This window comes from Massilia sp. Soil_C_3, from assembly GCF_057657035.1.
The window spans coordinates 398,129-411,504 of the sequence record NZ_JBDGJG010000003.1; the positions used below are offsets into that span (position 1 = coordinate 398,129).

General features: G+C 65.5%; 9 protein-coding genes. 2 read left to right on the top strand and 7 right to left on the bottom strand.

The window, feature by feature from the left end; genetic code table 11:
• Positions 1-33: 33 nt before the first annotated feature.
• The 3 genes from AC3A6F_RS07520 to AC3A6F_RS07530 are packed head-to-tail and all read right to left on the bottom strand — an operon-like array spanning position 34 to position 3,763.
• A complete protein-coding gene (locus AC3A6F_RS07520; RefSeq protein ID WP_487679405.1) occupies positions 34-1,185 on the bottom strand; it encodes an endo-1,4-beta-xylanase in 1,152 nt (383 codons plus the stop codon).
• Positions 1,186-1,224: 39 nt separating this feature from the next.
• On the bottom strand, positions 1,225-2,244 hold the full coding sequence (locus AC3A6F_RS07525; RefSeq protein ID WP_487679407.1) for a glycoside hydrolase family 43 protein: 1,020 nt from the start codon (positions 2,242-2,244) through the stop codon (positions 1,225-1,227).
• 31 nt (positions 2,245-2,275) lie between these two features.
• Entirely contained in the window at positions 2,276-3,763 is a 1,488-nt protein-coding gene (locus AC3A6F_RS07530) for an MFS transporter (RefSeq protein WP_487679409.1), read from the bottom strand.
• Positions 3,764-4,060: 297 nt separating this feature from the next.
• On the opposite strand from AC3A6F_RS07530, the gene AC3A6F_RS07535 reads away from it, so the two are divergent.
• Both AC3A6F_RS07535 and AC3A6F_RS07540 read left to right on the top strand, forming a co-directional pair.
• Positions 4,061-5,158 (top strand): LacI family DNA-binding transcriptional regulator, encoded by a 1,098-nt coding sequence (locus tag AC3A6F_RS07535; protein ID WP_487679410.1) that lies wholly within the window; start codon positions 4,061-4,063, stop codon positions 5,156-5,158.
• Positions 5,159-5,254: 96 nt separating this feature from the next.
• A complete protein-coding gene (locus AC3A6F_RS07540; protein WP_487679412.1) occupies positions 5,255-6,532 on the top strand; it encodes an SGNH/GDSL hydrolase family protein in 1,278 nt (425 codons plus the stop codon).
• Here AC3A6F_RS07540 and AC3A6F_RS07545 read toward each other — a convergent pair.
• The 4 genes from AC3A6F_RS07545 to AC3A6F_RS07560 are packed head-to-tail and all read right to left on the bottom strand — an operon-like array spanning position 6,514 to position 13,033.
• Positions 6,514-8,142: a glycoside hydrolase family 43 protein gene (locus AC3A6F_RS07545; protein ID WP_487679414.1), complete on the bottom strand. Its 1,629-nt coding sequence runs from the start codon at positions 8,140-8,142 to the stop codon at positions 6,514-6,516. The two genes, AC3A6F_RS07540 and AC3A6F_RS07545, sit on opposite strands and share 19 nt — an antisense overlap.
• A complete protein-coding gene (locus tag AC3A6F_RS07550; RefSeq protein ID WP_487679416.1) occupies positions 8,139-9,431 on the bottom strand; it encodes an MFS transporter in 1,293 nt (430 codons plus the stop codon). The genes AC3A6F_RS07545 and AC3A6F_RS07550 overlap by 4 nt, the downstream gene beginning before the upstream one ends.
• A gap of 10 nt (positions 9,432-9,441) precedes the next feature.
• Complete coding sequence (locus tag AC3A6F_RS07555; RefSeq protein WP_487679418.1) at positions 9,442-10,812, bottom strand: enolase C-terminal domain-like protein; 1,371 nt, start codon at positions 10,810-10,812, stop codon at positions 9,442-9,444.
• 37 nt (positions 10,813-10,849) lie between these two features.
• Positions 10,850-13,033, bottom strand: coding sequence for an alpha-glucuronidase family glycosyl hydrolase (locus AC3A6F_RS07560; protein WP_487679420.1), 2,184 nt, complete (start codon positions 13,031-13,033; stop codon positions 10,850-10,852).
• Positions 13,034-13,376: the final 343 nt, after the last annotated feature.

Sequence of the window (13,376 nt, forward strand, 5' to 3'; positions counted from 1 at the left end):
GGACTGCCCTTTTTAAGTGCTGAAAGCGAAGAATCAGGCTTTACGCATCGGCATCGCGCGCAGCGACGCGGCGATCGCCTCGCGCATCGGCTTGGCGCGCAACTGGCTGTCGTACGGCGTCGGACGCTGCGCCAGGCCGTCCGGACGCTTTGCATCGGCCCAGACCTGCAGCCAGTTCACGTGGTCGGCCATGCCCCACAGCAGGAAATCGCGGCAGGTCGGGTAGCTCAGGGTCACGTCGAGATAGTCGCGCGCCAGCGCCGCGGTGGCCGCGTCGCGCTTGGCGAAATCGGCGGGGAAGGTCTTGTCGTTGACGTCGAACTCGGTGATCAGGAGGTCCAGGCCCATGCCGGTGACCTCGTCCAGGAACTTGCGCCATTCGCGCAAGACCGCCGCGTTGGCGGGGCCGGACATCATGTCGCCCGCGCTGACATGGCTTTGCAGGCCCAGGGCGTGGATCGGGGCGCCGCGCTTCTTGAGTTCGGCCAGCAGTTTCAATACGCCGGCGCGGTGCTTGGCGTCGTCGCCCAGGCCGGGGCCCATGAAGTCGTTGTACACCAGCTGCGCCTTCGGCGCGTGCTCGTGGGCCTGGCGGAAGGCGAATTCGATCTGCTCGACGGCGCCCATGCGCTTGGTGAAGACGTTCTGGATCAGCGAGCCGTCTTTGGGCGACACCGCTTCGTTGACGACGTCGTGGCTGATCACGTCCTTCAAGTGCGTGCAGACGGTCTTGGCGTGCTCACGCAGGATTGCTTCGGCGTGGGCGACCGGCTTGGATTTCAGGTCCAGCGCGTTCACCCAGGCGGGCAGCCACTTCGGATCCTGCCAGATCAGGGCATGGCCGCGGATCGCCATGCCTTCCTTGCGCGCCCAGGCGAACATCTCGTCGGCCGGACCCCATTGGTAGGGCCCCGGTTTCGGTTGCAAGGCCTGCCACTTGGTCTCGTTCTCGGCGACGATCATATTGCACTCGCGCGCCATCAGCGCGCGGTAGGCCGGGTCGCGGAAACTCTTGCGGGTGTCCTGGTCTTCCAGCAAGCCGATGGCATTACCGAAGCGCATGCCTTTGGCCTTGGCCAGGTCCTTCAGGGCTGGGCCGGCGTCTTGCGCGGCCAATGCGTGGGGGGCGAGCATGGCGCCGGCCGCCGTGCCAAGCAGTTTCAGGGTATCGCGTCGCGATGTCATCGGGTGTTGTCTCCTTTATTGTGGGTGTTATGACTGCTCTCAGTCCTGGCGATAGGGCGAGATGGTGACGATCTTGCCGTCGTCGTCGTAATGCAGCTCGGTCACCTTCACCGAGCGCAGGTGGGTGACGCCGCCCGACAGGCTGCTGTCATGGTAGAAGAGATACGAGCGGCCTTCGAACTCGCAGATCGAGTGGTGCGTGGTCCAGCCGATCACCGGGGTCATGATCTGGCCCTGGTAGGTGAACGGGCCGTAGGGACTGTCGCCGGTCGCATAGCACAGCAGGTGGGTGTCGCCGGTCGAGTACGAGAAATAGTATTTACCGTCGTGCTTGTGCAGCCACGGCGCCTCGAAGAAGCGGCGATCGTGGTCGCCGGCCAGCAGTTCGTTGCCGTCGGCGTCGAGGATGCGCACGGCGCGCGGTTCTTCGCAGAGCTCCAGCATGTCGCCGCGCAGGCGCGCCACGCGCGGCTGCAGCGCCGTCTCGTGCGCCGCCGGTTCTTCATGGTCGGGGCTATAGAGGTTGTCGCGGTACTTCTGCAGCTGGCCGCCCCAGATGCCGCCGAAATAGAGATAGAACTCGCCATCGTCGTCGCCGAACACGGCCGGATCGATCGAATAGCTGCCGGCGATCGGCTGCGGCTGCGCCGTGAACGGGCCGGTGGGCGTATCGCTGACCGCCACGCCGACCTGGAAGATGCCGTCCGGGCGCTTGGCCGGGAAATACAGGTAATACTTGTCGTCCTTGCGCGCGCAGTCGGGCGCCCACATCTGGCGCGCCGCCCACGGCACGTCGCGCACGTGCAGGGCCACGCCGTGGTCGACCGCTTCGGCGCCCGGGTGGTCCATCGAGACGACGTGATAGTCCTCCATGGCGAAATGGGCGCCGTCGTCGTTGAACGGCACGCCGGCCTCGATGTCGTGCGAAGGATAGATGTAGATGCGGCCGTCGAACACGTGGGCGGACGGGTCGGCGATATAGATGTGATCGAGCAGGGGCGCGGAGATGGCGCGCTCTTTGAGGGACTGCACGTGGTCTTTGTCGATGGTTTCAGGCATGGCTGTTGTCTGGTTCGGGTTCAAATGAAAATCACTGCTGGGCGGCGAGTGCGCGGCGTTCGCCGAGTTCGCGCTCGATCTGCAGCTCGGTGTTCTTGCGGATGTCGTACGCCGCCAGGCAGCACACGGCCAGCAGGAAGGGGATGGCGGCGTAGACGCTGACCGACAGGCGCACGCCATCGGCGACCTGGCCCGACTGGACGGCCAGGGCGGCATCGTAGCCATAGGCCGACAGCAGGGCGGCCACCAGCGCGCCGCCGATGGACAGGCCCGCCTTGAGGCCGAAGATCATGGCCGAGAACAGCAGGGCGGTGGCGCGGCGGTTGTTCTTCCATTCCGAGTAGTCGGCGACGTCGGCGATCATTGCCCACAGCAGCGGGATCGTGATGCCGTAGAAGAAGCCGTACAGGATCTGGGCGCCGAACACCAGGCCGATCGAGCTTGGCCCGATCCAGTAGTAGCTCAGGCGAAACACGGCCGCCAGCAGCAGGGCGGCGCCGAACACGTCGCGCTTGCCGAAGCGGTCAGCCAGCGGCTTGGAGAAACCGATCCCGACGATCATCAGGATGATGCCGACCGCGTTGAACAGGGAAAAGCCCGAGGTGGCGGCGTCTTCCGGCCAGTGGAACTGCGTCAGGCCCATCCCGGTGAGCAGCGTGTTTAGGCCGTCGATGAAGCTCAGGAAGCCGACGTCGCTCAGGAAGGCCGCCAGCGCCGCCTCTTGCAGGAAGTTACGGAAGTAGAAGATGTACATGCCGCCCTTGAGCGACAGCGTGATGAACACCAGGATGGTCAGCACCAGCATCACCACCCAGGGGCGGTTGCGCATCAGGTCGGCCACGTCCTGCTTGATGCTCGAGCGCTGGCTCTGGGTGGGGACGATGCGTTCGCGGGTGGTGAAGAAGGTGATCAGGAAGCAGATGGTGCCGGCCACCGCGAAGAACATCATCACGGTCTGGAAGCCGGCCACCTTGTCGCCGCCGCCCAGGATCAGCACCAGCGGCAGCAGCAGCACCTGGATCACCAGTTGCGCGATCAGCACCGCGACGAAGCGGTACGACGACAGGCTGTTGCGGTCGGCCATGCTGCCGGTGAGTACGCCGCTCAAGGCCGAGTAGGGCAGGTTGTTGGCCGAGTACACCAGCATCAGCAGGATGTAGGTCAGCATCGCGTAGATGTACTTGCCGCGCTCGCCCAGGTCGGGCGTGCTGAAGGCCAGGATCGCCACCAGGCCGAACGGCACCGAGGTCCACAGGATCCAGGGACGGAACTTGCCCCAGCGGGTCGAGGTGCGGTCGGCGATGATGCCCATCAGCGGGTTGAAGCAGGCGCCCACCAGGCCACCGATGAAGATGATGCTGGCGGCGGCGTTTGGTGAGATCTGATAGACGTCGGTGTAGAAGAAAGCGAGGAAGGTGAGCAGGGTCTGGAAGATCAGGTTGGCGGCCAGGTCGCCCAGTGCATAGCCGATTTTTTCAGTTGTCTCCAGCGTCGGCTGCGCTTTAATAATTGTAGTCATTGTCTTGCCAATCTATGTGTTGAAAAGCAATTGCAACCATCAGACCTTCGAGCGCCAGCGGGCTGTCGCGAGAAGGCCGGGTTACGCATGTATCACGCTTGACCAATAAAAAGTTAGCGCAATCATTGTTTTCGATTGTGGATGAGATGCCATGCTGCCGTCAACCGCTTTATTGTCAATCCGCATAGCAGTTATAAGCCTGGAGATGGATGTAAGTACGGCGCTGCGTGTTAGAATTAAATCATTAAAGTTCGCGCTAACATCGCGTTACCATCGTTCTGTCAGAGGTCGCCCCGCATGCCTACTTCCCATATCGGACTCACTACCCCAGCGGAGGCCAAGCGTGGCCCGAACATGGCCGATGTGGCCAAGCTTGCCGGGGTGTCGCCGATGACGGTCTCGCGCGTCATGAACGGCAAGTCGACCGTGCGTCCGAGCACGCGCAAGAAGGTGACCGCCGCCGCGGCAGCCCTGAACTACGCGCCGAACCCCGAGGCGCGCCTGCTGGCCGGCTCGCGCCCGATCCGCATCGGCTTCCTGTACAGCATGCCCAGCGTACGCAGCGGCGCCTATCTCACCGAGGTCTTGTTGGGATTGCTGAACAAGGTCAGCCTGAACAACGTCCAGCTGCTGGTCGAGAAATGCGCCGACGGCGAACAGATCGTCGAGCAGACCCAGCGCCTCATCGACAACCAGATGGATGGCATCATCCTGCCGCCGCCGCTGGTCGACAACGCCGAGATCGTGGCGCGCATCGTCGACGCCGGCATTCCGCTGGCCCTGATCGCCTGCGGCCAGCCCGATGCGCGGGCCAGCGCGATCGGCATCGACGACCGCCAGGCCGCCTACGAGATGACGCGCCACCTGATCGAGCTGGGCCACCAGCGGATCGGCTTCATCAGCGGCCATCCCTACCAGTCGGCCAGCGCGGCGCGGCTGGAAGGCTACCAGGCCGCGATCAAGGAGTTCGGCGCCGACCCCGCGGCCGAGCTGGTGACACAGGGGATGTTCAACTACCGTTCCGGACTCGACGCCTCCGAGATCCTGCTGGCGCTGCCCGACCGTCCGACGGCGATCTTCGCCAGCAACGACGACATGGCCGCCGCGACGGTCGCGGTGGCGCATCGCCTGGGGCTCGACGTGCCGGGCGATATCACGGTGGTCGGCTTCGACGACACCGCGCTGTCGACCACGATCTGGCCGGCGCTCACCACCGTGCGCCAGCCGACCATGGACATGGCCGAGGCGGCGATCGAATGCATCGTCCAGCGCGTCACTGCCGAGCGCACCGGCTTGCCGGCCGCTCCCGAGCACATCAGAACGGCGTTCACGCTGGTGCGGCGCCAGTCCGACGCTGCGCCGCGGATCCGGCCGCCGGTACGCATCTTCGCCTGAAAGTTTCGTTTTACGTCCGGTTTGGTTGCGCTATCATTAGCGTTACAGATTTGGTAGTCCTGCCTCCCGCAGGCCATGCCATCACCGGAGACCATCTTGCATACTTATCGTCGAGGCCGCCTGGCCATCGCCGTCCTGGCCGCGTTCGGCCTGGGCGCCTGCGCATTCCCACCGGCTGCCAACGATAGCGGGGCCCGTCACTGGGTCGCTAGCTGGGGCACGTCCCAGATGTCATACGGCCAGGCCGAAGCCATGCCGGCCGAGCTGTGGAAGGACGGCACCGTGCGCCAGGTCGTGCGCCTGTCGCTGGGCGGCAGCCAGGTCCGGGTCCGGATCAGCAATGCCTATGGCAGCGATATGCTGGTCGTGAACGAGGTCAGCATCGCGCGCGCGGTGCGGCCGGGTTCATCCGAGGTGGTGGCAGGTTCGCTCCAGGGCCTGCGCTTCAACGGCAGCACCTCGGTGCGCATACCGGCCGGCGCCGAATACGTCAGCGACCCGGTCGACCTGGCGGCGGCCAGCGGCCTCGATATCGCCGTCACCATGCACTTGGCGAATGCGGCCGGCCAGCAGACCGGCCACGCCGGCGCGCGCACCACGACTTACCTGGCCCCGGGCCGCCAGACCATGGCCGCGAGTCTCCCGGATGCGAAGACGGTCACCCGCTGGCACCAGCTGGCCGACGTCGAAGTCAGCGCGGCCCCCGCTGCGCGGGCCGTGGTCGTGATCGGCGACTCGATCACCGACGGCTACGGCGCCACCACCGACGCCAACAACCGCTGGACCGATCACCTGGTGCAGCGCATCGCCCAGGACGGCAAGCGGCAGCTCGCCGTGATCAATGCCGGCATCGGCGGCGGCCGTCTGCTGCGCGAGGGCCTGGGCCCGAGCCTCGTCACGCGCTTCGAGCGCGACGTCCTGGCAAGAAATGGCGTGAGCCATGCGGTCGTCTTCATCGGCGTCAACGATATCGGCGTGCTGCGCCGCTCGAAGGAAGACACGCCGCAGGCGATCGAGGCGATGCTGGAGGACTTGAAGCAAGCCCATTTGCAGATGATTGCGCGCGCCCATGCAAAGGGGATTTGCGTGATCGGTGCGACCATCACGCCGTTCATGGGCAGCGGCTACTACGCGCCAGCGCAGCACAATGAAGCGCTGCGCCAGGCGGTCAACGATTGGGTACGGAGCGAGAAGGCCTTCGACGGCGTGGTCGATTTCGACGCGGTCTTGCGCGATCCGTCACGGCCGTCCTACCTGGCCAAGGCCCATGACAGCGGCGACGGCTTGCACCCGTCGCATGCTGGTTACGCCGCGCTGGCAGCGGCGGTGCCGCTGCAGCAGTTCGACAACTGCGCCTACAGTCGGCTGAGGTAAGGCCGCTCGCGGTACTCGAAATAATCGAAGTCGGCATGCAGCGCGGTGCCGGCCATGTCCTGGCAGGCCATGCCGACGAAGGCGCCCGTGAAATTGGGCTGGCCGGGCGCGCTGGCCTCGTCCGACAGGATGCTGGCGTCGAACTGCTGCGGCAGCCACTGCCAGGGACCGTCGTCCAGGCGGTATCCGAACACCATGCGTTCTTCATCCACCTCGACCCGTAGTTTGACTGGCACGCCAGCGGGCAGGGCGATTGGTGCGGTAAACGCATCCGCCTGCAGGTGGTTGGGCAGGCTGCTCATCACGCGCAGGTGCTTGCCGGTGTCGTCGTCGTGCGTGATGTACAGGTAGTGGAACTTGGCGGCGCCGTAGTAGCAGACCAGTCCCGCCTGCTGCTGGAAGTGTTCCGGCTCGAACTCGACAGACGTCGCCGCGCTGAAGCAGTGCGCCTGCTGTCGCCGCGCCACCAGCGCCTGGCGGAACGTGCTGCCCAAGCTCTCGCGTCCGAACAGGCGCAGGTGGCCGGGGCGTTCAGTAAGGCTGAACAGTTCTTCCGGATACGGCGTACGCAACCACTGGAAATCGATCGGCAGCTCTGCCGCATCGAATTCGGCGCGCGCGGGCTGAGGCTCGAAAGGATGTGAGGGCAAGCCGGGCGCTTCCACTTCCAGTTGCGGCATGCCCTCGCCATCGAGTGTGCGCAGCCACCCGTCTTCTCCCCACACCACTTCCTGGATCGCGGTCTCACGCCCCAGCGTGCAGGTGCCGCGGTTGCGCAGCGGCCGGCCGCACAGGTAGACCATATACGTGCGGCCATCGGGCGTATCGACCAGGTCGGCATGCCCGGCGCGCTGCAGCGCGGCGTCGGGACGCGAGCGCGTGGTGAGGACGTTCACATCCGGGTGCAGCTCGTAGGGTCCGAGCAGCTCGCGCGAGCGCGCCATGGTCACGCCATGGTTCCAGCCGGTGCCGCCTTCGGCGGTGAGCAGGTAGTAATAACCGTTGCGGCGGTACAGGTGCGGCGCTTCGGTCAGGCCGTGCTCGGTCCCGGCGAAGATATTGGTGCGGCTGCCGACCAGGCGCCGTTCCTCGACCGAGTATTCCTGCAGCACGATGCCGGCGAAGCGCTTGCCGCCCGGGCGGTGATCCCACAGCTGGTTCAGGAAGTACTTGCGGCCGTCGTCGTCATGGAACAGCGACGGATCGAAGCCGCTGCTGTTCAGGTGCACCGGGTCGGACCACGGCCCGTCGATGCTCGGGCTGGTAACCAGGTAGTTATGGAAATCGCGCAGCGAGGCGCTGCCGCCGGCGCCGCCGGTCGACGTGCGGCCATAGCGCTTGACGTCGGTGTAGATCAGCCAGAACAGGCCGTCCGCATACGTCAGGCACGGCGCCCACACGCCGCAGGAATCGGGCGCGCCGCGCATGTCGAGCTGGCTGGCGCGATTGAGCGGCCGGCCGGCCAGGCGCCAGTTCACCAGGTCGCGCGAGTGGTGGATCTGCACCCCCGGATACCATTCGAAGGTGGAGGTGGCGATGTAGTAGTCGTCGCCGACCCGCACGATGGACGGGTCGGGATTGAATCCGCGCAGGATCGGGTTGTGGATCATGTTTTTTGTGTCGTAAGAGGTTCTGGCTCGCGCACGAGCGTCCACAGCAGCACCGCCGCGATCAGGTCGAGCACCGCCAGGCTGACGAAGAAGGGCGTGTAGCCGACGCTGGCCAGCAGGGTACCGATCAGCAGCGAGAAGATGAGCAGGCCCAGGTTGCCGAAGGTGCCGCACATGCCGGCCACGGTGGCGACTTCATTGCGCCGGAACAGGTCGGACGACATGGTGATGACGGTGACCGACAGCGTCTGGTGGGCAAAGCCTGCAAGGCTGAGCAGGGCGATCGCGGCATAGGCGTTGTCGACGTAGCCGACGAAGGCCACGCCCATCATCATGATGGCGCCGAGGGTGAACGCGCCGCGCCGGGCATTGATCAGGCGTACCCCGCGCTTTTGCAGGGCCAGCACGACCACCGGACCGAACATGCAGCCCAGGTCGGCCGCCAGGAAGGGCAGCCAGGCGAACATGGCGATGTCCTTCAGCTCGAAGCCGCGCACCGTGGTCAGGTACAGCGGCACCCAGAACGCCAGCGTGCCCCAGGCCGGATCGGCCAGGAAGCGCGGCAGGGCGATGCCCCAGAAATTGCGTTTTTTAAGGATGCTGAGGACCGACGGCTTGGTTCCGTCGCCGGCAAGATGGTCTTCCTGGCCGGCGGCGATGTGCGCCGCCTCGGCCTCGGACAGCCGGCGGTGGCGCTTCGGCGCGTCGTACAGCAGCAGCCAGGCGCATACCCACACCAGGCCCAGGGCGCCGGTGATCACGAAGGCCGATTGCCAGTTGTAGTGCAGGATGGCCCACACCACCAGCGGCGGTGCCAGCATCGAGCCGAACGAGGCGCCGATATTGAACACGCCGCCGGCCAGGCCGCGCTCCTTGGCCGGGAACCATTCGGACACCGCCTTCATCCCGGCCGGGTTGGCAGAGCCTTCGGCGAAGCCGAGCAGGCCGCGGAGGATGGCCAGGGTCTGCCAGTTGGTGGCCATGCCGTGCGCCATGCAGATCAGCGACCAGGCGGTGGCGAAGATCGCGAAGCCATATTTGAGGCCGATCACGTCGAGCACGTAGCCGCACAGCGGCTGCAGCATGATCGCGCCCTGGAAGGCCGCAGTGATGTACGCGTATTCCTGGGTCGTGATATTCAGCTCGGTCAGGAGCGTAGGAGCGGCCACGGCCAGCGAGCTGCGGGTCAGGTAGTTGACCACCGCGCCCAGCATGATCAGGCTGATCATCCACCAGCGCAGGCCGCGGACGGTGCCGCCCCGGACCCGGCCCAGGACTGCCGCAATCATTGGGCCTCCTTCATGGCTTCACCATGCTGGGGCGCTTCGGATCGTAGCTGAAGTCGGGCAGCAGGTAGCGCATCGCCATCGCATCGTCGCGCGCGCCGCCGGCCACCTTCTTGTAGAGTTCATGTGCCTCATCAATGCGCGCCATGTCCGGCTCGATGCCCAGGCCCGGACGCTCCGGCACCGCCACCTGGCCGCCCACGATCTGCAGCGGTTCGGTCGTCAGGCGTTCGCGGCCTTCCTGCCAGATCCAGTGGGTGTCGATCGCCGTGATGGCGCCCGGCGCGGCAGCCGCGCAATGGGTGAACATCGCCAGCGAGACGTCGAAGTGGTTGTTCGAGTGCGAACCCCAGGTCAGGCCCCAGTCGTGGCACAGCTGCGCCAGGCGCACCGAACCCTGCATGGTCCAGAAATGCGGATCGGCCAGCGGGATGTCCACTGCGCCCAGCAGGTGCGAATGGGCCATCTGGCGCCAGTCGGTGGCGACCATATTGGTGGCGGTGCGAATGCCCGTGGCGCGCTTGAATTCGGCCATGATCTCGCGGCCCGAATAACCACCCTCGGGGCCGCACGGGTCTTCGGCATAGGCCAGCAGGTGGCCCTGGCCGCGGCAGGCGTCGATCGCCTCGCGCAGCGACCAGGCGCCGTTCGGGTCGAGCGTCACGCCGGCGTCGGGGAAACGGCGCTTGATCGCGGCGACAGCTTCCATTTCTTCCTCAGCACGCATCACGCCGCCCTTGAGCTTGAAGTCCTTGAAGCCATATTGTTCGACCGCCGCCGCGGCCATGTCGCCGATCGATTCGGCAGTAAGGGCTTCTTCGTTGCGCACCCGGTACCAGCCGTCGCGGCCGGCGTCGTCATCGTAGCCCAGGTCGGTGCGGCCCCGGTCGCCGATATAGAACAGATAGGCCAGCATCGGCACGTGGCTGCGCTGCTGGCCGTCGCCCAGCAGCTCGCACAGCGGCACGCCCATGAACTGGCCGAGCAGGTCGAGCAGGGCCGCCTCGACGGCCGTCACCACGTTTTCCAGGCGCAGGTTGATCTCGTGCGGCTGCTTCATCACCGCTGCTTCGGCGCTGGACGTGACCTGGTGGCTGACGCCCGAGATGGCGGCGCGCAGGCGGTTCAGGGTGCGGCGGTGGTGGCCGATCTCCGTGCCCTCTACCAGCGGCACCAGCTTTTGCAGGGCCAGCAGGATGCCGTTCGAGCCGGGCACCTCGCCCATGCCGGTGCGGCCAGCGCTGTCTTTCAACAGCACCAGGATGCGGGTGAAGTAGGGCGCATGGGCGCCGCACAGGTTGAGCAGCATGCTGTCGCGGCCCGCGACCGGGATCACCTGCATCTCCACGATGGTCGGGGTGGCGGCGCGTTGAATCGGGTTCATCTCATCTCCAGAAGTCATTCAGGCAAACGGGGCAGTCTCAAATCCCCGGGGCATACGGGAAGCGGATCGACTTGTAGTGGTCGAGCGACTGCGCAGGCTTGCGCGCGCCGGCCGGCAACGGCAACCCGGACACGTCCTGGAAGTAGGCGATGCTCGCGTCGCGCCACCATTGCGCTTCGACGTGCTGCTGGGCGAGGCGTTGGGCGGTATCCGCGTAACGCTGGGCGTCGACGAAGGGCTTCATGCGCTGCCACTCGGCCTGCATCGCGGCGGCTTCGGCCACGCCGTGGTCGTAGCGGGTCACCAGCTCTTCCCACAGGGTGCGGCCGGACGGCATCCGGTAATCCCACGGCAGGCGGTGGAACCAGAGCAGCAGCTCCGGCGGCGTCGTTTTCGGGTCGGCGAAGCGGCGCGCGACCTCCGGCGCATACTGGGCCACGGCATTGCTGCCTTTGGCGGTGCGGTCGAAGCCGATGCCGTCGCGGCCCGCGCGGTGGTAATAGATCGGATTCCAGTCGGCGCGTTCCAGGTTGTCGACCCAGGGCGCCGGACCATGGTGATGGCTGCTGCCCATCACGTGGTTCAGGCCGAGCGGCGTCATGTAGTCGACCACGGCTTCGCGCGAACGCATCATCATGTTCACGACCGGGTCCAGCAGGCGTGCATCCGGGCTGAAGGTCTGGGCCGCCCATTCGCGTGCGATGGCGCGGCTGTCCAGGCCCTGGTCCCAGGCCATGCGGCCATACATATACCAGTTGGACTGGTCGAAGATCGAACCGCTCCAGCTGCGGCTGCTGCCGATATTGGCCACGCCCGCGATGCCGCCTACGCGGCCCTGCTTGCCCTGGATGGTGTCGGCCACCGTGAGTTTGCGCCCGCCAATGCGGGTATCGAATTCCAGGGTTTCCTGGAACATGGGGCCCAGATAGGCCAGGTGGGTGGCGAAGCCCAGGTATTCCTTGGTGATCTGGAATTCCATGATCAGCGGCGTCTTCGGCATCGCGCCGAACATCGGGTGGGCCGGCTCGCGCGGCTGGAAGTCGATCGCGCCGTTCTTGACCTGCACCAGCACGTTGTCGTCGAACTTGCCGTCCAGCGGGATGAACTGGTCATAGCCCTCGACCGCGCGGTCGTGCGCCTTGCCCGCCTTCGACTCCTCGGGCGAGGCGTACACGAAGGCGCGCCACATCACGATGCCCTTGTGCGGGGCCACGGCGCGCGCCAGCATATTGGCGCCGTCGGCGTGGTTGCGGCGGTAGTCCTGCGGGCCCGGTTGGCCTTCCGAATTGGCCTTGACCAAAAAGCCGCCGAAATCGGGGATGGTGCGGTAGATCTCGTCGGCCTTGTTCTTCCACCAGGCGGCCACTTCGGGGTCGAGCGGATCGGCCGTCTTCGTCTGCTTCATCTCGAGCGGGGTCGACCAGCGCACCGACAGGTAGACGCGGATGCCGTAGGGACGCAGCACGTCGGCGATGGCGGCGGCCTTGGCGATGAACGGCGCGCCGAGCACCTCGGCCTTGGAGTTCACGTTGTTCAATACGGTGCCGTTGATGCCCAGCGAGGCATTGGCGCGCGCGTAGTCGGTGTAGCGCGGATCGATGATGTGCGGGAGTTCCCACCAGTTCCAGATCGACTCGCCGGCATAGCCGCGCTCGACGCTGCGATCGAGGTTGTCCCAGTGGTTCAGCACGCGCAGGGGCAGGGTGGGGCTGGAGGCCAGCGCGATCTTGTCGGCGCCTTTGCCCGATGGGAGCTGCAGCTCGCGCAGCCAGGCGAAGCTGCCATACAGCAGGCCGGCGTCGGTATTGGCAGCGACCAGGGTGACGGCAGCGCCGTTCAGCTTCGCGCGCTGTACCAGGTAGCCTTCGTCGCCAAGCTTTTTCAATTCATTGCGTACTGCGGACGCGGTATCCAGGCCGGCCGGCAGGTCGGCGCCGCGCGCCAGCACGATGGTATCGAGGCGCGCCTTGTCGACGATGCCAGGCGCCTTGCCCAGCATTCCCTGCAGGGCGCGTTGCAATTCGGCGCGCGCGGCGCCCTTGGTCGGGCTGTCGGCGCCGAGCACCAGGATCGAATCGGGCAGGTGCGCGCGCTGGGCGGCGGGGAGGGGTTGATAGCGCAACCACAGCTGATAACCATCCTCTGCGGCGGCATGGGTCGGAATGCAGAGCAGCATGCCGAAAAGAAACGCGGCCCAGAGCCGCCCGAAGAGTCGATGCATGAGGTTGTCTCCATGTTTTTTGATCCGGAATGTTTGTTTTGTATCATCCGGCTGCGGGAATGTTAGCGCGAACCTTTTCGATTTGAAAGCGTTTTGTTGAGCGGATCATGGCAAGAAGGCGCCCGATGGTGGTTCGGCAAGCGGCTCGTCAGGAGCGCCTGGTATGCATAACATTTGCGCTTTCGCTACGTTCGGAATATTTTGTTGACAATCATTATTTTTGACCAGTAGACTGGGATGGTTGCGATAACATTCGTGTTAATAGAGATGTTCGTAACATGTGCTTGAAGTAAAAAAATAACGAGGAGATAAGCATGCAACAACGAGACGTCACCCTGCGTCT

Excerpts from the sequence above, each read along its gene's own strand:
- AC3A6F_RS07520 (WP_487679405.1), bottom strand. The coding sequence starts at position 1,185 with ATGACATCGCGACGCGATACCCTGAAACTGCTTGGCACGGCGGCCGGC.
- AC3A6F_RS07525 (WP_487679407.1), bottom strand. The coding sequence starts at position 2,244 with ATGCCTGAAACCATCGACAAAGACCACGTGCAGTCCCTCAAAGAGCGC.
- AC3A6F_RS07530 (WP_487679409.1), bottom strand. The coding sequence starts at position 3,763 with ATGACTACAATTATTAAAGCGCAGCCGACGCTGGAGACAACTGAAAAA.
- AC3A6F_RS07535 (WP_487679410.1), top strand. The coding sequence starts at position 4,061 with ATGCCTACTTCCCATATCGGACTCACTACCCCAGCGGAGGCCAAGCGT.
- AC3A6F_RS07545 (WP_487679414.1), bottom strand. The coding sequence starts at position 8,142 with ATGATCCACAACCCGATCCTGCGCGGATTCAATCCCGACCCGTCCATC.
- AC3A6F_RS07550 (WP_487679416.1), bottom strand. The coding sequence starts at position 9,431 with ATGATTGCGGCAGTCCTGGGCCGGGTCCGGGGCGGCACCGTCCGCGGC.
- AC3A6F_RS07555 (WP_487679418.1), bottom strand. The coding sequence starts at position 10,812 with ATGAACCCGATTCAACGCGCCGCCACCCCGACCATCGTGGAGATGCAG.
- AC3A6F_RS07560 (WP_487679420.1), bottom strand. The coding sequence starts at position 13,033 with ATGCATCGACTCTTCGGGCGGCTCTGGGCCGCGTTTCTTTTCGGCATG.